Below are 21128 nucleotides of genomic sequence, written 5' to 3' on the forward strand. Positions count from 1 at the left end.
AAGTACCAAACTCCCTTTCCTTTGGAAAGGGCGGGGGATAGGCTACTACCCTTCCAACACCTCATGTAAATTTTCCCATTCTTGCATTAAGGTATTAATTTTATCTTTTTTAGCTTGGTAATTTTTAAAGAAATCAGGTTTAGCGGTTACTTTTTCGTATTGGCTTTCGTCCGATAGCTTTTTGTCTATTTGAGCAACCTCTTTCTCTAAATCAGCTATTTGCGTTTCTATATTAGAAAGTTTATTCTGTGCTTTTTTGACTTCCTTCTCTTTTTCATAATCGTTTTTAGCGTCATTTTTTGGAGTTGAAGCCACTTTCGTCACTTTGGTTCGCTTTTCTACTTCACGCAAATTTTCCAAATTATGTTCTTCCAAGTAATAATCGATATCACCCAAATATTCTTTGATGCGGCTATCTTTAAATTCGTACACCGTTTTGGTCAACCCCTGTAAAAAATCCCTATCGTGAGAAACTAAAATCAAAGTACCTTCAAAATTATGAAGTGCTTGTTTCAATACATTTTTTGAGGCAATATCCAAGTGGTTCGTTGGCTCATCCATCACCAACACATTAAAAGGGGAAAGTAACATTTTACATAACGCCAATCGGTTCCGCTCACCACCAGAAAGTACTTTTACTTTCTTTTCCACATCGTCACCACCAAATAAAAAACCACCCAACATGTCGCGAACTTTAACGCGATTTCCGTCATTGGAAGCATCTTCCATGGTTTGTAATACGGTCTTCTCTCCATCAAGATATTCTGCCTGGTTTTGAGCAAAATATCCTATTTGCACATTATGTCCAAGTTTTAAATTGCCGTCGTAAGGAATTTCGCCAACAATCATTTTCGCTAATGTGGATTTCCCTTGTCCGTTTTGACCTACGAAAGCTATTTTGCTATTCCGCTCAATCAATAAATTTACATTCTTCAGTACTTGGTTGTCTCCATAATTTTTAGCCAAATTTTTTGCTTCAACAACTACCTTTCCAGGTTGTACGGACATAGGAAAACGTACTTTCATTACCGAATTATCTTCCGCATCAACTTCAATTCGCTCAACTTTGTTCAGTTTTTTAATCAGCGATTGTGCCATCGTTGCTTTACTGGCTTTCGCCCTGAACTTTTCAATAAGTTGTTCTGTACGTTGTATTTCTTTTTCCTGATTTTTTTGAGTCTGCAGTTGTTTTTCCTTCAATTCTTTTCGTTGCACTAAATATTTGGAATATGGATATTTATAATCGTAAATTTTACCAAGGGAAATTTCTATGGTACGGTTGGTTACATTATCCAAAAACATCTTATCATGCGAAACCAGCATAATTGCCCCTGGATAGCTTTTCAAAAACTCTTCCAACCAAATAATGGATTCAATATCCAAGTGATTGGTAGGTTCATCCAGCAGTAAAATGTCATTATTCTGAAGAAGGAGCTTCGCGAGTTCTATACGCATACGCCATCCACCAGAAAAAGTATCGGTCAATTTATCAAAATCTTCGCGTTTAAAACCCAGACCCTGTAAAATTTTCTCGGTATCGCCTTGATAATTGTAACCACCAATCAATTCAAAACGATGGGTCAGATCACTTAAATCTACCATTAATTGATGATAGCCTTCACTTTCATAATCGGTACGCTCAACTAAAGCAACATTTACTTCTTCCAACTTCTTTTCTACCTCTTTTATCTCTGTAAAGGCTTGATAGGCTTCTTCCAATACCGTTCTACCAAATACGAAGTCAATATCTTGTTTTAAAAACCCAATTCTGAGGTTTTTTTCTAACGCCAATGTACCTTTGTCGTATTCTTGTTCTTTGGCAATAATCTTCAACAAGGTTGATTTTCCAGCTCCGTTTTTACCAACTAACCCTACTCTATCTCCACCTACCAATTTAAAGGTGATTCCAGAAAACAAATCTTCTCCAGCAAATGAAACCGTTATGTTATGTGCGTTAAGCATCTTTTGTTACAATTATGAATTAAATAAAAAATTTCTATAAATCGAAAAATCCCGACACTAAATAATAGACGTATTCTAACCAATTTCTTTTTATTATGGTCAATAAAAATGAAATTTTATATTTTACCTCACCCTAAACTGCTAAAAAAAGCAGTTTCGACCTCTCCAAAGCCCGCCTGCCGGACGGGCAGGGAGAGGTAAATCGGAAACCTAGAGACAATGCTCTAGGAATTCTTTTGATTAAATTTTACCTTTGCAAAAGTATCATTTATTTTAACACTAACTATGTTTAAAAAAGGCAGTAAAATTTATAGTATTATTTTTAATAAATGCCCGAAATGCCATGAAGGCTCCTTTTTTGAGGATAACAACCCGTTACATTTAAAAAAAGTGCTAAAGATGAAACCAAATTGCCCAAACTGCAATTTTAAATATGAAATTGAGCCTTCTTTTTTCTATGGAGCTATGTATGTATCTTATGGATTGACCGTAGGGATGTCAATAATTACTTTTATTGTTTTATATCTATTTGGGGTGGACCTACTCACTATTTTTATTAGCATTTTTGTGTTATTAGTAGTTTTTACACCTCTCACTTTACGTTTAGCAAGGTTGATTTATGCTAATATGTTTGTTCATTATAATGATAAGTTGAAAAATTGATGTTTTTTTTAAGAGTCATGTCTAGAATTTTCATTAACCGCAAAACCCCTCCGCCCTTAAAAATTCTCTAAAATATTAAATGTCCCTTGGGCACCTCCCCTTGAAAAAAGGGGAGGACTTTCGTTATCTCTTTTTTAATCAATATAAACAGTTGCATCTTAAACGATTGTAACCGCAGGATCAATAAAATACTATCTATACCCATCTAATAAATTTTAATCTCATTCAACTGTTTTTTGTATGCTTCTAAATTTTCCAGAGCTTCTAACATTTCCAAAGGTTCGTTATTCTCAACCCAATGCCTTAATTTATCAGTTCCATTAATAATATCAATTGGTTTTCGTGTATAATCATATTCGTAAGGAGGTTTTTTCCATTCAAAATCATCCCCTAAATGATGGTACAGTTCTCGCATTAAAAACTGACCAACTCGCCAAGGTTGAAAAGTTTTTTTATCGGTAATGTGAATTTGAAAACCGCCACAAACCTGATTTGCTTGTTTTTGAAATGTGGGTAAAAATGTTATTGGTCTAATTGCTACACCTTTTAACTTAGATTTTTTTAGGCTATCCTGAAGGTGGTTTTTATAAAAGGAATAGGGCTCAATTTTCGGATGCCCTACTATTTCCAAAGATTGGGTTGTGCCTCTGCCCTCACTTAAAGTTGTGCCTTCAAAAATAACCGTTGACGGAAAAGTACAAGCACTTTCAGAACGTGCCAAATTTGGTGAAGGTAACAACCATGGTAATTTAGTATCGTCATAAAACATTTCGCGTTTCCAATGTTGCATTTTTATCACTTCCAAATTAATCTTTTTCTCCGCCCAAAACTTTTGGTGCATCAGAGCCACTTCACCAATTGTCATTGCATGCCTTACTGGAATAGGATGCCTCCCGATAAACGACTCAAATTCCATATCCAATGTATTTCCTTCCACATCAATTCCATTAATTGGGTTTGGCCTATCCAACACAACAATTTGAATATCTTTATCGGCACATTTTTCCAGAATATAGGTAAGTGTATAAATGTAAGTGTACATTCTACAGCCCACATCTTGAAGGTCAATAAATAAATGATCTATACCCTCAAGCATTTCATCCGTCGGAATACGTGTTTCCGAATACAATGAATACACGGGAATCTTAAAATAAGGGTGGATAAAGTGATCGGTTTCTACCATATTATCCTGAACATCAGTTGAAAATCCATGTTGTGGTCCAAAGAGTTTTATAAATTTAGAGCCAAATATTTCTTGAAACCTAATTGCAGCATGGCTAAATTCTGAATCTATTGAGGCATTATGACATAACAATGCCACATTACCGTTAAACTTTCGTTGAAGGGATTTATCGTTGACTAAGACATCTAGGCCGGTTCGTACTTTCATTGTAATTTTTTGATTAGGGAATAAATTAATATAATTATAAAGCGTATTTAAAGATAATAACTTATACTTTAAATACGCTCATAACTAACTCAAATAATACATTCTAAATAGATGGATCAGGTGGTGTGTTTGGATTGTTTTCTCTTTCAATCGTTGGATAGGGATAGAAATTCCTGTTCCTTTCATTAGTGGTGTTCGCTTCCTGTGGAACCGCAAAATTTGGATGAAACCTTCGGCTATCTTCAAGTCTCATACCTGTTAAAAACATTTCAATACCACGATTTTTATAAATTTCCTCTAAAATATCGGTTTGACTTGTTGTGTTACCAGACCATGCCGGAAGATTTGCATTAACACCCAACGGATCATTATTTTTCTGTCTTACTAAATTTAACTGAGTTACGGCATCAGTTAATTGATTCTGTCTTGCATAGGCTTCCGCTTTGTTTAACATCATTTCTCCAGGAAGGTAGATTGGAATGGGTGAAGTACTCGATGCAAAAAATCCGAGCATTTCACTTAACGGCTGTCCACCTGCATCGGCATTGGCATTTCCTGCAGGTGCACCTAAATAAAAATCTGTACGTCCATCTCCTGCTTCTGGGATATATGCCCCTTGTAATCCAAAATTAGATTGTGGATTTAAATCAGCCGAATTTACCGTTCTGTTCCAAATAGGGTTTTGATTATTGGCATCATAAACCCACATTGAATTTATTGAACTACTTGAATTTAAAACGGCATCTGCAGCCGTAATAGCCTCGACATAATTACCAGCTATTAATTGGTATCTCGACAAAAATGCATTGATAGTCTTTTCTAAATCCAAATCTGCCCAAAGCACTTTTGATTTAAAGTCATCAGACATTGGAGTTGCTGCAAGTAAATCGCGAGCCTCTTTTAACAATGCAATACATTCAGCTAAAACAGTTGCTCTATCGCTGAACGGTGCTGCACCATCTGCCGCATTATCTATCGGTACTTGCTCATACATCTGAATCATGTATCCCAAGCACATAGCCTTGAACAAATTACCATAAGCAATAAGTCCACTTCTAGTGCCATTATTGGTAAACTCTACGTTATTAGCACCCTCAATTAACGATTCTGCCATTCCTTTAGCTTTTAAAAGACTTACCCATGGATTAGTAATACCACCACTTTCTCCTGGTAATTCAGCTCCACCTTTTGCCAATTCGTTAATATTCAAAAAAGTATTGGTAACGCCCAATTCTCTTGTCGTAATTCCAGGAGCTTCGATTACTTGCCGCAATGTAGATGTTGAATAATATTGTCTTATACCTATACTTAATGCAAAAAGACCATCTTTTGTACCTAAAACCACTTCCTCGGTAGGGTTATTAGGATTCTCAAATTCAGTTTCGCAACCCGTAAATAGACAACTGACCATCAACAGAATCACTAAAAATTTATATGTTTTTGAATTTTTCATCTTTTTTATATTTTTAAAATTTAAAATGTTGCTGTTACACCTAACTTAATTACTCTAGGTATGGGAGTTAGCCCCATAATACCCCCTCTAGAACCATTACTTTGAGCGTCCATATTCACCTCTGGATCATAACTTGAAAAGTTATCAAAAGACAATAGGTTACGTCCTGTTAAAGTAAATTTAACCTTGTCAACTCCTTTTAAAGGCTCATTTAATGAATAAGAAGCTGATAGTTCACGTAATTTTATAAAAGAGCCATCTTCAATATAAGATTCCGCTATGCCAAATTTAGCTGCTCCTGTTCCTCTGGGCAATTCCCCTCTTAATTCCTTAGCGGTTTCCGGGCCACCACCAAAACGATAGAACATTCTAGTATCCCAGCTTAATATATCAACACCTTGTACAGCATCAAACTGCATCCTGAAAGAAAAGTTTTTATAAGTTACTTCATTAATCAAAGAAGCTATAAAGTCAGGGTTTGGGTCACCAATAACCTTGCTTAAATTCGCTCCACTAGGCTGACCAGATGCATCTCTTTCGGGAACAGGATTACCGTTTGCATCAACAGAGCCTTTTTCCCTTTGTGGAAGACCTGCTGGTGTCAACAACAAGCTTCCATCATCATTTCTTGCATAAAAGCCCTGATAAAATACACCAAGTGATTGGCCATTTTTAGCAACTGAAAATCCGAAATTTCCAATTCCGAATTGTTCTCCTTCTATATTATTCACTTCATTTTTATTGGTCGAGAAAGTACCCGTAACGGACCAGGTAAAATCACCAGATTGAACTGGTGTTGCTGTAACCAATGCTTCAAAACCTTTATTTTTCATGGTACCGATATTTTCGATTCTAGAACCTGCTCCTGTAGAAGGCGACAATGTTCTGGCCAACAAAAGGTCTTCAATATCTTGCGTGTAATAAGTCAGTTCAATACCTAATCTATTTTTAAATAAACTCATGTCCACACCAAACTCCAATTCCGTTTGTCTTTCTGGTTTTAAATCGGGATTTCCCAATCTACTTGGAGCGATTAAACCTGAACTACCGTCAATGCTTGTTGCCGCATAATTTGAAAAGCGGTCAAAAGGACCAATAGCAGTTAGGTTTCCTGCTTGTCCCCAAGCTGCTCTAATTTTAAAGCTATCAAATAGGCTTCCTAAACTATTTTCCCAAAAATCTTCTTGTGAAAGCAAATAGGACATACTCGCTTTTGGGTAAAATTGATTTCTTTCCTCAGCTCCAAATACAGAAGAACCATCTAACCTTATGGCTCCGGTTACAAAAAGTTTACTATCAAAACCGAAGGTTTGTTGTACAAAACCACCCCAAAATGTTCTTTGGCTTCTATCTTCGTTCGTCGATATTGTTGCAGCTCCATCCGTAGTTTTTACGCCTAAGGCCAATCCAGATGCTGAAATAGCTCTTACATCCGTATCATCAGATTGCCAAGAAAAGCCTGCGGTAGTGGTAGATTCAAATTTATCACTAATATCCGTCATAAAAGTCGCATTCAAATCACTGTTGATTTGTTTAGTGCTTATGGTAGAAGTACTGGCACTACCTAGCACTCTCGTGTTCGTTCCGATGGGAACATAAGTCGTACCTGTTGATTCTGAATTATCGTAACCCAAGGTGTAGTTTATATTTAAACCTTCAACTGGTTTTAAATTCAATTGTAAATCACTAATTACCCTATTGTTTTTTTGTTTAAATTCAAAAGTTTCGATATACTCAAAAATATTGGGGTAGAAAGTCATATTTGGATAATTACCATCAGCATCTTTAGAAGGGTCTATTTTATTATTGGTAAATAATATGGTTTGCAGTACACCAAAACCATAACCTCCATTTGGCATATCGTTACTGTTACTTGTTGAAAAATAAGTTCCTATTGAGGCAGAAGCCCAATCGTTAATATCTTGATTAATTCTTATTCTTCCACCAGTTCTTTGAAAGTCCGTGCCTTTCATAATACCATCATTCTGTAAATAAGAAAGCGAAGCGAAGTAATTTGTCTTTTCCATCCCTCCTGCAATAGAAACGTAATTATCAGTACCTACAGAACTTTGAAAAACCATATCTTGATAATCGTATCTGGTTACAGGTTCCTTGGTCAAATCTGTAATATCACTTGAAGTCCAATCAAAAGGTTCTTCGTTAAAATCACGCTTTTTTCTTAATGAATTAAAGTTTACACTGGTTGAAAACGTAACAATTGGTTCGCCGGTTTTTCCTTTTTTAGTAAAAATTTGTACGACACCGTTACTGGCTCTTGAACCATATATCGCGGCAGCTGCCGCACCTTTTATAACCTCGATTCTGTCAATGTCTTGAGGGTTGATATCCGATAATCGATTTTGGACAATACTGGTTACACCAAGTACATTCGTTGAATTGTTATTCACGATTACACCATCTATAATATATAGCGGATCAGAACTACCGTTAACAGTGCTGGCACTTCTTAGACGGACACTGATACCACCCGCTGGATCACCTGAATTCTGGGAAACTTGAATCCCTGCCAGTTTTCCCGAAAGAGCACCGGTTACATCAAGAGCTGCCGATTCGGCAATATCTAAACCACTAACACTCGAAATGGTGTTACCAATTTGTTTTTTTGCCGTTAATGCTCCCACACCCGTAATTACCACCTCGTCCAAGCCTAAAATATCCGCACTCATTTGTGCATCTATTTTTATTTCAGACTGTGATTCGTAATCAAAAGAAATTTCTTTAGTGGTATAACCAACCGACCTGAAAACGAGCGTGTTACTACCTGAATTTACATTTGCTTGAAGGGTATAGTTACCTGAGAAATCGGTAACCGCTCCTTTGTTTGTGTTCTTAATTTGGACGGTTACCCCAGGAATTGTCTCACCAAAGTCATCCGTTACCGTTCCTGAAATAGTTACTGATTGTGCAACCAAAAACTGCACAAAAAATAACATCAGGATAGCTGAAAATAAATTAGAGTTTTTTTTCATTTGAGTTAGAGTTTAATATTAGTATTACCAAATATATAAAACATAATTTAAAAATCTGTTTTATTAACATTAAAAAGCCCGAGCAAATTTGCTCGGGCTTTTAGTGTATTAAAACTCTAAAAATAAATACTTTACAACCCAATAACCAACGTAGCTGTAACTTTTCCATTATCTATATCCAATTCAGCAGGGTTGGAAAACTCTGTAAATCCGTACACACCAGTATTAGTAGATTTTTGATAAGCCAGGTCTAGTTTGATTTTTCTATTAAAATTAAACCCAGTACCTAAAGAAAACCCTTGAACATGGTCGGTGTCTATTGCATCTGCATAAGGGCTTTGCTGATAAAAATAACCACCTCTTAAACTCAATATTTTGCCCACACGCCATTCTCCACCTATTCTTATCTCTGAAGCGTTTTGCAAATCATTTTTAAATGATTCGTTTATATCAACAAAATCGCTGGTAGGCTTTAGTTTGGTTTGAGAATAATTCTTAAAAGTATAATCCAAACTTACCAATCCGCTTTTTCCAAAAAGATAGGCAATACTTGCGGTTGCCTTTGCTGGCGTCACTAAATTATATTCAAAAATATTTACATCAGAAAATTCAGTATAAAGTCTAGAATCATTACTTACTTGTATTTCCAGATCATCACTATATTCTTCTGTTAAATTATACCAAGTTGGGGTTTGAAACGCCAAACCTAAACGTAATTCTTGAACAGGTTTTGCAATAAGACCTACATTTAAACCAACTCCTTGACCATAGGTGCGTAATTCTTGTAAATAAGAGGCATCTAATAAATTACCATTTCCGTCATTATTGGATTCTTCAAACAAGCCCCTCTGAAAATGATCTAATTTGTGTGTTACCAAAGATAGACCCAAACTAAATTTATCGTCGTATTCTCCAGCAAAAGAAATGGTAAACTTGCTGTTTTCACCATCCATATAATTACTGAAAAACTGACCATCAATATTATTGTAAAAAACATCATTACCAGGATCGTTGTCATTATTTAAATATGGATCACCATTATATTCTGACAAGTCTCCAACACCTTCAATAATATATCCATTTTCAAAATCTTTGGCCAAAGAGTAATTAAAACCAAGAGCAAATTTTGTCCAATTAGAATTTCTTGGAGTATTAAAAACCAACACACCACCAGCTTGCATCAAATTCAAAAAACTATCTGAATTACTGGTTGTGGTACCATAATAACTAGTTAAAATATCAGTATTTCTTAGACCCAAAGTTATGGCAGCCTGAGAATTGTTAAAAACCGCTAAACCTGCGGGGTTTATATCTGCGGCCGACATATCTCCACCTAAACTTCCAAAGGCCCCGCCCATGGCGTTGAACCTTGCCGTACCATTAACATCCTCTTGAGAAAACAATACTGCTCCATCAAAATTACTTATAACTTGGGCGTTGATTACTAAGGAGGATAACAATCCTCCTATTAAAAATAGAACTTTTTTCATCTGTTTTTGTTTAATAATTTTTATTGACGTCTTGAGCTGCTTCTTGATGATCTTGAAGATGACGAAGACCTTGAAGGCGAACTGCTACGAGACACACTACTGCTCCTTGAAGGTGAACTGCTTCTGGAAACACTGCTGCTTCTGGAAGGTGCACTTCTTCTAGCAGAACTAGAACTTCTAGATGGACTACTACTTCTAGTTGAAACTCTACTTGGAGATGAGCTTCTAGTTCTTGTAACCGTCCTCGGTGTACTACTTCTATTCGCAGAACTTCTACTTACCGTTCTAACACGTCTCGGTGAAGTTGTGCTTCTATTGGTAGGAGTTGCGGTTCTTCTATTTATTGAAGATGAAGAGCGTCTTACACGGGTGCTTTGACTCCTTACCGCATTAGGAGCATCATCGTTACCTCGCCTTATAGAACTTGAACGACTTCTTGTACTGCTAGAACTTCTTTGAATACCCGAATTATTTCGAGGTGTATGATTTCTTCTTACCGATGAATTATGACTCGGTGTGTTTGACCTTCTTATTGTTGAGCTATTGCTTCTTCTTGTAGTTGACGTATTGCGTCTTACAGTAGAATTTGTTCTAGGACTAGTTGTAGTTCTTCGTACCGACGAATTTCTTCTAGTATCATCAGAATTTCTTCTTACTGTCGAACTTCTTCTACTAACTCCTTCGGCACTTCTAGATGCCACAGATCTTCTTGTATTTGTAGCATTAATTCGTCTTACAGCATCGTTTGTTGTAGAAGATCTTCTACTATAGGCACTTCTATTACCTAATCTGCTTGTATTGTAAGCGTATCTTCTTCCGTAAGTGTAGTTATTTCTGTAATATCTGTTCCCGTAATAATAAGGGTTGTAGTACCCATGACCGTATCCGTAACCATAATATGGTCTATACCTATAAGGATTATAAAATTGGGAATAAAATCCTCCATAACCATATCCATAAAAAGGTCTATAAAATCCACCGTACCAACCGTCATAATAACCAAAGCCTCCATAGCCGTAAAAAGGAGAATAACCAAATCTGTAAGGATTATAAAAACCGCCCCAACCAAATCCATTATGGATATTTACAGTTACATTATCAGTATATTCCCATGGCGAACCGCCTTGCGTATAATTACCATCTTCATAATATTCCAAATCATCTTCATAACCATAATCATCTATGTCCGTAATTATATCTTCTTGATTTATATCGTCATATCTCTCCGCTTCTCTTCTAAAATAATCTTGATATTTATTGCTTTCAGACCGTGCTTCCTCAACCACAACTTGTGTTTGATTGTTATCAGATGCATAAATTCCATCATCGTCATAAGTAGTGCCCTGATATGTGCCACAAGATGTTAAACCTAACAAAATCAATCCCGTTAAGGAGAGAAAGGCTACTTTTTTACTGATATTATATTTATTTTCCATATTGGGTAAATTTAATGATACTAAATTACAAAATAGTTTTAGTTTTGTACTCATTTTATTTTGTGTTAATTATATCACAATATCTATGCCAAAACCTAAGAGATGAGTAAAAACTTAACGAAACGTAGCGAAGATTATTCTAAATGGTATAACGAATTGGTTGTAAAGGCTGATTTAGCGGAAATGTCCGGCGTAAGAGGATGTATGGTTATCAAACCTTATGGCTATGCTATTTGGGAAAAAATGCAGGCCGAACTGGACAGAATGTTTAAAGAAACCGGGCATGAAAATGCCTATTTCCCAATTTTTATACCTAAATCCTACTTTAGCAAAGAGGCTAGTCATGTTGATGGATTTGCCAAAGAATGTGCTGTAGTAACCCATTATAGATTAAAAAATGCAGAGGATGGTAGCGGGATTATAGTTGATGAAGATGCAAAATTAGAAGAGGAACTAATTGTAAGACCAACTTCTGAAACCATTATTTGGGACACTTACAGAAAATGGGTGCAATCTTACAGGGATTTACCTATTTTAGTCAATCAATGGGCAAATGTTGTTAGATGGGAAATGCGTACACGATTATTTTTACGCACCGCGGAATTTTTATGGCAAGAAGGCCATACTGCACATGCTACAAAACAAGAAGCCATTGCAGAAGCCGAACAAATGCAGAAAGTATATGCGGATTTTGCCGAGAATTTTATGGCAATGCCAGTAATAAAAGGAACAAAAACAGAAAGCGAACGTTTCGCTGGTGCATTGGAAACTTACACTATTGAAGCTCTAATGCAGGATGGAAAGGCATTACAAGCAGGTACATCCCACTTTTTAGGACAAAACTTTGCCAAAGCCTTTGATGTGAAATTTACCTCTAAAGAAGGAAAATTAGAGCATGTTTGGGCAACATCTTGGGGCGTTTCCACTAGATTGATGGGTGCTTTGGTTATGACGCATTCTGATGATAACGGATTGGTACTGCCGCCAAATTTAGCTCCTATACAAGTTGTTATTGTGCCTATTTACAGAGGAGAAGAACAGCTTGAAGCCATTTCTGTAAAGGCAAAACAAATTATGGAAGAACTTAAAACCAAAGGTATTTCAGTAAAATTTGACAATAGGGATACGCACAAACCTGGCTGGAAATTTGCTGAATACGAGCTAAAAGGTGTACCATTAAGAATTGCTATGGGCCCGAGGGATATGGAAAACGGCACGGTTGAATTGGCTAGAAGAGACACCTTGACCAAGGAAACGGTAAATCAAGATAATTTAGTGGCTACTATTGAGAATTTACTTGTTAAAATCCAAGAAAGTTTATTTGATAAAGCAAAAGATTATAGAAATAATCATATAACCGAAGTAGATAATTTTGAGGATTTTAAAAGTGTGTTAGATAAAAAAGGAGGTTTTGTCTCTGCCCATTGGGATGGTACTTCAGAGACTGAAAATAAAATAAAAGATTTGACTAAGGCTACTATTCGCTGTATTCCTAACAATGCTACATATGAAGAAGGCATCTGTATTATTAGTGGAAAACAGTCAGCTAGAAGGGTGCTTTTTGCAAAAGCATATTAATTTTTATCACTTTTTTAAAAAAGGACTTGCAGAGTTCAAAAATTGTATTATTTTTGCACTCGCTTTGCAAGATAAAAAAGCATAACGGCCCGTTCGTCTAGGGGTTAGGACGCCAGGTTTTCATCCTGGTAACAGGGGTTCGATTCCCCTACGGGCTACAAGATGTTTAATTATAACAAAAAAGTTATTGATTGAACAATTTATCAGGTTTTGATAAAATAACAATTAAAAAAAGTTAAATGGCAAATCATAAGTCGGCATTAAAGAGAATTAGAAGCAGTGAGACTAAACGCTTAAGAAATAAATTTCAGCACAAAACCACGAGAAATGCTATTAAGGCTTTACGTGAAACTGAAAAGAAAGCGGATGCTCAAAAACAATTGAGTTCTGTAATAGCAATGATAGATAAATTAGCTAAAAAGAATATTATTCACGATAATAAAGCGGCTAATTTAAAATCAAAGCTTACCAAGCACGTAGCTGGTCTATAAATTTTTTGAAAAAATAACAAATAGAAAGAGGCTGTCTGAAGAGACGGTCTTTTTTTGTTTGGATATAAAAATAAACTAATTTTTTCCTAACTTTTTTTTAAAAACCTAACATCTTTCACAAGGTTCAGACACTTACATTTAAATAATAAATAGGAATTTTTAATTCTTAGTTGTTCTATACTAAAGGAAAAGAAATGGAAAAGAACAATAAAGAAGAATTAACCTACGTATTATTTGGAGCAGAAGCTATTCAAATTTATAATATATCTTTAAGTATGTTATTGTCATCGGCACATTTAGTTTATAAAGTTGGTGCATATGATGATGTGAAAGCCTTTGTGGAAGAAAGTAAAAAATGGGATGATTTTATTGAAATCAATAAAAACGATTACGTTACCCTTAAAAAAAAATTAGTAGAAAGACCTTCAACAGATAATCAGAAAAATTTAAAAAAGAACGGTAAATCTTCTTTTTTTAACTTTTTTAAATAAAAGTTTTACCACTCATATGTTCTATCGGCATCAAGCCTAATAAAAATAAAAAGCAAAATAGTAAAGCCCCACAGCGATGAGCCTCCGTAGCTAAAAAAGGGCAAAGGAATACCTATAGTGGGCACCAAGCCAATAACCATACCCACATTTATCATAAAGTGAAAAAAGAATATAGTCGCTACCGAATACCCAAACACTCTACTAAATTTCAACTTTTGTCTTTCCGCGACCCTTATTATCCTTAAAATGAATGCTATAAATATTATTATAACCGCACTCGTACCAATAAACCCCCATTCCTCTCCAACAGTACTAAAAATATAATCTGTATGTTGTTCGGGTACAAAATTACCCTGGGTTCTATCCCCTTCCAAAAAGCCTTTACCAGTTAAGCCTCCAGAACCAATAGTTATCATTGACTGATTTGTATTATAACCTATACCTCTCGAATCAACTTCTTTACCCAAAACTACACCAAATCTATCTCTATGCCTTTGGCTAAAGACATTGTTGTAAATATAATCTACGCTAAACATAAATAAGCCCACGAAAAGGTATAATATAACAACCTTCGGCCATTCCCTATTCAATTGAAATTTTTTGAAATTGAGTAGATATGCAACAAGTAAAGTTAAAATTGAAAAAATGATAATTAAAGAAGTTATAAAACCAAAATATAGGGTCACCAAAAACAAAATCATCAATAAAAAGCCCAGCCCCAAATAAAACCCGGGGAGCCCTTCTCTATACATTACAAAAAACAAAGTAAAATATATCAGTGCTGAACCAGCATCTGGCTGCAATGTAATTAATACTGCCGGCAACAATAAAATTAGAAAAGCTCTAAATTGAGTATTAAAATTGCTAAGATCCCTATTAGGTTCATTCAAAAAGTTGGCCAAAGCTAATATTGTTGCCACCTTTGCAAATTCAGCAGGTTGAAGACTAAATCCCCCAAAATTGTACCATGATGTAGCTCCATTGACCGTGTTTCCAAAGACAAACAACCCAGCGAGACTAATTATTGAAATAATATAAAAAATTCCAGAAAAGCGTTCGTAGAACTTGGCATCAATGGCCATTATTATTATTATTAGAACACCACTTAAACCAATCCAACGTAATTGTTTGCCATGTAGTGTTGCAGCATCAAATATACCTTGACTGGCTTCCGTTACCGAGGCTGCATAAATATTTATCCAACCTAAAAATACTAGCACTATAAAAAATAGTACCAGTACCCAATCTACACCTGCAAATATGTTATTCTGTCTCTGCCTCAAGTTCTTTTCCTAATTGTTCAGCTAAAAGTTGCTTGTCGTATTCATCTCGTAAACTGCCTTCGAACATGCGTTTTTCGTCCCAAGGTCTAGATATTTCTCCTTTAAGGTATTTTTCAATCATTAATGTAGCAATTGGACCAGCCCATCTCGAACCCCAATAACCATTTTCAACGAAAACCGCTATGGCAATTTTTGGATTGTCTTTTGGAGCAAAAGCAATAAAAATGGAATGATCTTGTCCGTGTGGATTTTCTGCAGTACCAGTTTTTCCACAAATTTCTATGCCTTTTACTTTTGACCATCTGGCGGTACCCTTTTCAACTGTATTATACATACCTTCAATTACTGGAACGAAATGCTCAGCATCTATCGTGGTCTTTTTTGGTTGAATAAATTTATCTATTTGGATTGGTTTATTATCAATTTTTTTTATGATGTGAGGTGTAAAATAAAACCCTTTGTTGGCAATTGTGGCCGTCATGTTTGCCAATTGTATGGGTGTCGTTAAAATTTCACCCTGCCCAATGGCATTTGAAATAGTAGTAGAAGCACCCCAATTAAATGTAGGGTAATATCTGTTGTATAATTTGTCATCGGGTACAACCCCCCTACGACCTGTTGACAAATCGTTATGTAAAAAATCGCCCAAGCCAAAACTTTTTACGTGTTCACTCCATTTTTTCATACCCTCCGAAGACGTAGGATATTTTTCAATAATTCTTTTATAAGTGTTTGCAAAATAGGCATTACAAGACTTATAAATTCCCATATCTAACCTTATAGACGATCCATAAACTCCACAATGACAAGCCATAAAAGCTTTTGAACCTCTACCGTACCTAAAACCTCCGTAACAATAAAAATGGGTATCTGTAGTAATTACTTCTTCTTGCAGACCGATCAGAGCATTTAAAACCTTAAACGGGGAACCTGGAGGGTATTGGGCCAGCAACGCTCTATCGTACATTGGTTTTTCATGGATGTCATTATCTAACTTTGAGTAATTTTTAGAACGCTCTCTGCCCACCAATAAATTCGGGTCATAAGTTGGGGTTGAGACCAGAGCTAATATTTCACCACTTGAAGGCTCAATAGCTACAATGCCACCTCTTTTATTTATCATTAAATCTTCAGCATATTTTTGCAGCTTAATATCCAATGTAATATTAACATCTTTACCCACTATTGCCAACGTATCATACGCCCCTCCTTTGTAAGGACCAATTACGTTATTAAATCTATCTTTTTGAATATATTTTACGCCTTTAACACCTCGTAACGCTGCTTCGTATTCTTTTTCAACACCATTCTTACCAATTAGCTCTCCTTGTTGATAGTATTCGTTGTTTTTTAAATCTGTAGTGGTTACCTCAGATATATAACCCAATACATTCGCTGCCGATTTTATAGGGTACTGTCTCAACGATCGTTTTTGAATGTAAAAACCCTTGTATTTGAACATTTTCTCTTGGAGGTAAGCGTAATCACTTTTTGATAGTTGAGCTACAAATACCGAGGGTAATCTAGGAGAGTAATTTTTTGCTTTATTATATTTCTTAATAAATTCTTCTTTATCAATTTTTAATAAATTACAAAACTCAATTGTATCTAAAGGTTTTACATCACGAGGTACAACCATAACATCATATGATGGTTGGTTAGCCACAATTAAAACACCGTTTCGATCATAAATAAAGCCTCTTTCTGGATAGTCGTATTTCGGCGTTACGGCAGAATTATTTAATGGTGAGCCTTTGTATTTAGAGTCCAACACCTGAATATAGAATAATCTGACAATAAATAATAAGCCCACCAATAATATAGAAAAATATGCAATATATTTTTTCTCCATTACTATTTGTTTTTATTCAATAATAATAAACTAAATATTATCAATATAATTGTAAAAATACTTGTTAAAATTGTTCTGGAAAGGATGGTCAGTATTTCCGCAAATTTAAAATATTCTAAACTAAAGAGTACTAAATGATGTGTTAAAGTTATAATAGCGATAAAACTTAATAGTTTTAAAAAGGGCAGTTTGGTAATTTTAAATACAGGAAAGTCGATTTCAGATTTTCTCGTCAAGGCTTTAATAAGTGGTAGTCTTAAATAAGCAATACAAACTGTAGCTGCTGCATTAACGCCACCAGAGTCTAAAAAAAAATCAATACTTAAACCCAATAAAAAACTTAAAATTAATAATAGACCCCTATCACGTCTAAGTGGAAAAACAATTACAAATAGTATGTATAAAAATGGGTTAATGTAACCTAGAAAGTTAATATTGTTAAGCACAATAACTTGGACTAACAGTAAGCCAATGAACAAGAAGCTGTTTTTTATAATATCATTCATTGCTCAATCCTTGTTCTAAATTCTCAATCTCTTCTTTATCAAAACTTGTAATAACGTTAACAGGCCCTATAGCACTCATATCATTAAACAATTTGATATTTACTTCTCTATATGTGTTATTTTCTTTCCTAAAATCTAGAATCGTACCCACCGGTATTCCTTCAGGAAAAATGGTAGATTTACCACCAGTAATAATGGTATCTCCAACTTTAATATTGGCTTGGATTGCTAAATCGACTAATTGTAAAATATTATAATCCTTCCCATCCCAATCTAAACTACCAAAGTGAAAGCTATTTAATAGTTTTACGTTAATATTTGAGGTTTCATTTAAAATAGACAATACAGTAGCATAATTTTTAGAAGTAGAATTGGTAATACCGATTATTCCCCTACTATTAATAACTCCTTGGTCAGGTTTCACACCATCACTTGAACCAACATTAATAGTGAGAAAATTAAATTTTCTATTGTACTGGTTTCTAATTACCTTGGCGGGGGTATAACTATATTTTTGATGGTAGTTGACGGAATCAACAACTGTTATGGTTTTGGATGTACTGTCTGTGGGTATTTTGGAAAGTAAGTTTTTAAGCCTCACATTTTCTTCCATTAACTGGTCATTAAACTCTTTAAGGCTTGTGTATTCTTTAAAAGCATTTATTTTGTTATAAATACCACCGGTAATTGCATTTGCAGAGTTAACAAATTTACTTTTGTGATAAGAATGGCTTTGCATTGTAAATGTAAAGGCAATAATTTCTAGCAACAAGAAGAGTAAAAAGTACTTGTTCTTTAGTATAAAACTAACAATCTGTTGCATATTATAACGGAGACTTTACTATTTCATCAATACGCTTTGATATTTTTCAAGGTCTTTTAAGGCAATACCAGTACCTCTAACTACCGCTCTTAGCGGGTCTTCTGCTACATAAACAGGTAGGTCGGTTTTTCTGGATAGTCTTTTGTCCAAGCCCCTGAGCATAGATCCACCTCCTGCTAAATATATACCAGTATTATATATATCGGCAGCGAGTTCTGGTGGTGTTTGGGATAATGTTTCCATCACTGCATCCTCAATTCGAAGAATAGATTTATCTAACGCTTTGGCAATTTCCCTATAAGATATTTTTATTTGTTTTGGTTTTCCGCTCAATAAATCTCTCCCTTGCACTAAAATATCTTCAGGTGGATTTTCAAGTTCTTCCGTAGCGGCTCCAACTACAATTTTTATATTTTCGGCAGTGGTTTCTCCAACATATAAATTATGTTGTGTACGCATGTAATACGCAATATCATTGGTAAATACATCACCTGCAACTTTTATTGATTTATCACAAACAATACCACCCAATGCAATTACTGCAATCTCTGTGGTACCTCCACCTATATCAATAATCATATTACCCTTTGGTTGCATAATATCTATACCAATACCAACAGCAGCAGCCATAGGCTCATGTATTAAGTAAATATCTTTGGCATTCATGTGTTCGGCAGAATCGCGAACTGCTCGTTTTTCAACTTCGGTGATACCTGAAGGAATACAAATTACCATTCGTAATGATGGTGGAAAGAAAAAGCGTTTTTTAATTGAAGGAATTTGTTTGATAAATTCTTTTATCATTTGTTCTGAAGCCTCAAAATCGGCTATTACACCATCTTTTAAAGGTCGGATAGTTTTAATATTCTCATGCGTTTTACCTTGCATAAGATTGGCTCTTTTACCTATAGCAATTATTTTACCGGTAGTTCTATCCTTTGCTACAATTGACGGACTATCAATAACCACTTTACCATTATGAATGATAAGTGTATTGGCAGTTCCTAAATCAATCGCAACGTCTTCAGTCAGGAAGTCAAAAAATCCCATAGAGTTATTTAGTTTGGGTTATTTAATTTTTGCGAATTGCCAAAGTTAATAAAATTTAAGGTATATATGAGAATGTTTATTTAAAAAAATATGAAGTATCCGTTAGTGCTTAAAATGACGTGTACCCGTAAATACCATTGGCATATTTTCGCTATTGCAATAATCTATAGATAATTGGTCTTTTATTGAGCCTCCAGGCTGAATAACAGCATTAATTCCTGCATTTTTAGCAATCTCAACACAGTCAGGAAAAGGAAAAAATGCATCACTTGCCATAACCGCATTGTTCAAGTCAAATTTAAAAGCGTTAGCCTTTACAATAGCTTGGTTTAAAGCGTCTACCCTTGAGGTTTGTCCAGTTCCACTGGCACACAATTGCTTATTTTTTACTAAAACTATGGTATTTGACTTGGTATGTTTACAAATTTTAGATGCAAATATTAAATCTTCGATTTCTTCTTCAGTTGGTTTTGCATTGGTGACAATCTCTAAACCATTGGCAGAATCTGTCTTGTTATCCCTGTCTTGAACCAAAACCCCATTTAAACAACTTCTAACTGTGGTTTTAGGCAATTCAATATCTTTTAAAATTAAAAGAATTCTATTTTTCTTTCCTTTTAAAATTTCTAAGGCATCCTCATCAAAGGAAGGAGCGATAACCACTTCGCAAAACAAATTGTGAATTTGCTCTGCCGTTGCTTTATCAATAGCAGTATTTGCAATTAAAATGCCCCCAAAAGCAGAAACCGGATCACCAGCCAAAGCATCTTTATAAGCCTCTGCAAGCGTTGGTCTTTGTGCAAAACCACAGGCATTATTATGCTTTAATATTGCAAAAGTAGGAGCTTCGTTTTTAAACTCGTTCATTAGATTTACAGCAGCATCAACATCCAATAAATTATTATAGCTCAATTCTTTACCATGCAATTTGGTGAACATTTCATCAAAATTACCAAAAAAGAATCCCTTTTGGTGAGGATTTTCACCATAACGCAATATCTGCCCTTTAGTTTCACTGATTTTTAAAACCGCCTCATCATGACTTTTATTAAAATAATTAAAAATGGCAGTATCGTAATGCGAAGAAATATTAAACGATTTTCCAGCGAATTTTTTACGTTGCTCTATGGTAGTTTCGCCGTTTTGAGAAGTGATTATTTCTAAAAACTCATCGTACTGTTCCATAGAAGAAACACAGATCACATCTTTAAAATTTTTTGCAGCCGCCCTAATCAATGAAATGCCTCCAATATCAATCTTTTCGATAATATCTTGTTCTGAAGCACCTGAAGCAACCGTTTTCTCAAAGGGATACAAATCAACAATTACAATATCCAATTCGGGAATTTCAAACTCATCAAGTTGTGCAACATCACCATCATTTTCCCGTCTTGACAAAATTCCACCAAATACTTTTGGATGTAATGTTTTTACACGGCCACCTAGAATTGAAGGGTAAGAGGTTAAATCTTCCACTGGCTCCACTTGAATGCCCAATTCATTAATAAATTTTTCTGTCCCCCCAGTTGAATAAATTGCTACACCTAATTCATTCAATTTTTGAACAATAGGTGCTAATCCGTCTTTATGATATACCGATATTAGTGCTGATTTTGCTTTTTTTGTAGAGCTCATTTTTGCTTATTGTAATTTTTGTCAAAGCTACTAAA

16 protein-coding genes and 1 tRNA gene are annotated in these 21128 nt (G+C 35.0%); 5 read left to right on the top strand and 12 right to left on the bottom strand.

Going from position 1 to position 21128, the window contains the following annotated elements:
* Window positions 1-45: 45 nt before the first annotated feature.
* On the bottom strand, window positions 46-1962 hold the full coding sequence (locus UMM65_RS08650) for an ABC-F family ATP-binding cassette domain-containing protein (protein WP_321976105.1): 1917 nt from the start codon (window positions 1960-1962) through the stop codon (window positions 46-48).
* 285 nt (window positions 1963-2247) lie between these two features.
* Here UMM65_RS08650 and UMM65_RS08655 point away from each other — a divergent pair, with 285 nt between their 5' ends.
* A complete protein-coding gene (locus tag UMM65_RS08655; protein ID WP_321976106.1) occupies window positions 2248-2625 on the top strand; it encodes a DUF983 domain-containing protein in 378 nt (125 codons plus the stop codon).
* Between the two features lie 205 nt (window positions 2626-2830).
* On the opposite strand, the gene UMM65_RS08660 is transcribed toward UMM65_RS08655, so the two are convergent.
* The 5 genes from UMM65_RS08660 to UMM65_RS08680 form a co-directional block, all read right to left on the bottom strand.
* Window positions 2831-4015, bottom strand: a complete 1185-nt coding sequence (locus tag UMM65_RS08660) for an exo-beta-N-acetylmuramidase NamZ family protein (protein ID WP_321976107.1) — start codon at window positions 4013-4015, stop codon at window positions 2831-2833.
* 103 nt (window positions 4016-4118) lie between these two features.
* Window positions 4119-5468, bottom strand: a complete 1350-nt coding sequence (locus tag UMM65_RS08665) for a RagB/SusD family nutrient uptake outer membrane protein (protein ID WP_321976108.1) — start codon at window positions 5466-5468, stop codon at window positions 4119-4121.
* A 20-nt stretch (window positions 5469-5488) separates the two neighbouring features.
* Window positions 5489-8458 carry a SusC/RagA family TonB-linked outer membrane protein gene (locus tag UMM65_RS08670; protein ID WP_321976109.1) on the bottom strand — a complete coding sequence of 990 codons (2970 nt, stop codon included), beginning with the start codon at window positions 8456-8458 and terminating at the stop codon, window positions 5489-5491.
* Window positions 8459-8589: 131 nt separating this feature from the next.
* Window positions 8590-9948, bottom strand: a complete 1359-nt coding sequence (locus UMM65_RS08675; protein WP_321976110.1) for an OmpP1/FadL family transporter — start codon at window positions 9946-9948, stop codon at window positions 8590-8592.
* Window positions 9949-9968: 20 nt separating this feature from the next.
* Complete coding sequence (locus tag UMM65_RS08680; protein WP_321976111.1) at window positions 9969-11438, bottom strand: hypothetical protein; 1470 nt, start codon at window positions 11436-11438, stop codon at window positions 9969-9971.
* Between the two features lie 48 nt (window positions 11439-11486).
* Between UMM65_RS08680 and proS the strand changes: the two genes are divergently transcribed.
* From proS to UMM65_RS08700, 4 genes are all read left to right on the top strand, one after another.
* Window positions 11487-12962 (top strand): proline--tRNA ligase, encoded by a 1476-nt coding sequence (gene proS, locus UMM65_RS08685; RefSeq protein WP_321976112.1) that lies wholly within the window; start codon window positions 11487-11489, stop codon window positions 12960-12962.
* An 86-nt stretch (window positions 12963-13048) separates the two neighbouring features.
* Window positions 13049-13120, top strand: a tRNA-Glu gene (locus UMM65_RS08690).
* 81 nt (window positions 13121-13201) lie between these two features.
* On the top strand, window positions 13202-13453 hold the full coding sequence (rpsT, locus tag UMM65_RS08695) for a 30S ribosomal protein S20 (protein ID WP_321976113.1): 252 nt from the start codon (window positions 13202-13204) through the stop codon (window positions 13451-13453).
* A gap of 194 nt (window positions 13454-13647) precedes the next feature.
* On the top strand, window positions 13648-13944 hold the full coding sequence (locus UMM65_RS08700) for a hypothetical protein (protein ID WP_321976114.1): 297 nt from the start codon (window positions 13648-13650) through the stop codon (window positions 13942-13944).
* 5 nt (window positions 13945-13949) lie between these two features.
* Here UMM65_RS08700 and rodA read toward each other — a convergent pair whose 3' ends face one another.
* From rodA to purH, 6 genes are all read right to left on the bottom strand, one after another.
* Window positions 13950-15227 carry a rod shape-determining protein RodA gene (gene rodA, locus UMM65_RS08705; RefSeq protein WP_321976115.1) on the bottom strand — a complete coding sequence of 426 codons (1278 nt, stop codon included), beginning with the start codon at window positions 15225-15227 and terminating at the stop codon, window positions 13950-13952.
* The gene (mrdA, locus tag UMM65_RS08710; RefSeq protein WP_321976116.1) at window positions 15208-17079 is read right to left on the bottom strand and encodes a penicillin-binding protein 2; all 1872 of its coding nucleotides are present in this window, start codon (window positions 17077-17079) and stop codon (window positions 15208-15210) included. The genes rodA and mrdA overlap by 20 nt, the downstream gene beginning before the upstream one ends.
* 2 nt (window positions 17080-17081) lie before the next feature.
* Window positions 17082-17585: a rod shape-determining protein MreD gene (gene mreD / locus UMM65_RS08715; protein ID WP_321976117.1), complete on the bottom strand. Its 504-nt coding sequence runs from the start codon at window positions 17583-17585 to the stop codon at window positions 17082-17084.
* Window positions 17578-18408, bottom strand: coding sequence for a rod shape-determining protein MreC (gene mreC / locus UMM65_RS08720; protein WP_321976118.1), 831 nt, complete (start codon window positions 18406-18408; stop codon window positions 17578-17580). Before mreC ends, mreD begins: the two co-directional genes overlap by 8 nt.
* Before the next feature lie 18 nt (window positions 18409-18426).
* Window positions 18427-19458 (bottom strand): rod shape-determining protein, encoded by a 1032-nt coding sequence (locus UMM65_RS08725; RefSeq protein ID WP_321976119.1) that lies wholly within the window; start codon window positions 19456-19458, stop codon window positions 18427-18429.
* A gap of 102 nt (window positions 19459-19560) precedes the next feature.
* A complete protein-coding gene (gene purH, locus UMM65_RS08730; protein ID WP_321976120.1) occupies window positions 19561-21093 on the bottom strand; it encodes a bifunctional phosphoribosylaminoimidazolecarboxamide formyltransferase/IMP cyclohydrolase in 1533 nt (510 codons plus the stop codon).
* Window positions 21094-21128: the final 35 nt, after the last annotated feature.

Origin of the sequence: Aureibaculum koreense (genome assembly GCF_034296135.1) — a bacterium.
Classification (GTDB): domain Bacteria; phylum Bacteroidota; class Bacteroidia; order Flavobacteriales; family Flavobacteriaceae; genus Aureibaculum.

Coding starts and splice junctions, on each gene's coding strand:
- UMM65_RS08650 (WP_321976105.1), bottom strand. CDS start 1,962: ATGCTTAACGCACATAACATAACGGTTTCATTTGCTGGAGAAGATTTG.
- UMM65_RS08655 (WP_321976106.1), top strand. CDS start 2,248: ATGTTTAAAAAAGGCAGTAAAATTTATAGTATTATTTTTAATAAATGC.
- UMM65_RS08660 (WP_321976107.1), bottom strand. CDS start 4,015: ATGAAAGTACGAACCGGCCTAGATGTCTTAGTCAACGATAAATCCCTT.
- UMM65_RS08665 (WP_321976108.1), bottom strand. CDS start 5,468: ATGAAAAATTCAAAAACATATAAATTTTTAGTGATTCTGTTGATGGTC.
- UMM65_RS08670 (WP_321976109.1), bottom strand. CDS start 8,458: ATGAAAAAAAACTCTAATTTATTTTCAGCTATCCTGATGTTATTTTTT.
- UMM65_RS08675 (WP_321976110.1), bottom strand. CDS start 9,948: ATGAAAAAAGTTCTATTTTTAATAGGAGGATTGTTATCCTCCTTAGTA.
- UMM65_RS08680 (WP_321976111.1), bottom strand. CDS start 11,438: ATGAGTACAAAACTAAAACTATTTTGTAATTTAGTATCATTAAATTTA.
- proS (WP_321976112.1), top strand. CDS start 11,487: ATGAGTAAAAACTTAACGAAACGTAGCGAAGATTATTCTAAATGGTAT.
- rpsT (WP_321976113.1), top strand. CDS start 13,202: ATGGCAAATCATAAGTCGGCATTAAAGAGAATTAGAAGCAGTGAGACT.
- UMM65_RS08700 (WP_321976114.1), top strand. CDS start 13,648: ATGGAAAAGAACAATAAAGAAGAATTAACCTACGTATTATTTGGAGCA.
- mrdA (WP_321976116.1), bottom strand. CDS start 17,079: ATGGAGAAAAAATATATTGCATATTTTTCTATATTATTGGTGGGCTTA.
- mreD (WP_321976117.1), bottom strand. CDS start 17,585: ATGAATGATATTATAAAAAACAGCTTCTTGTTCATTGGCTTACTGTTA.
- mreC (WP_321976118.1), bottom strand. CDS start 18,408: ATGCAACAGATTGTTAGTTTTATACTAAAGAACAAGTACTTTTTACTC.
- UMM65_RS08725 (WP_321976119.1), bottom strand. CDS start 19,458: ATGGGATTTTTTGACTTCCTGACTGAAGACGTTGCGATTGATTTAGGA.
- purH (WP_321976120.1), bottom strand. CDS start 21,093: ATGAGCTCTACAAAAAAAGCAAAATCAGCACTAATATCGGTATATCAT.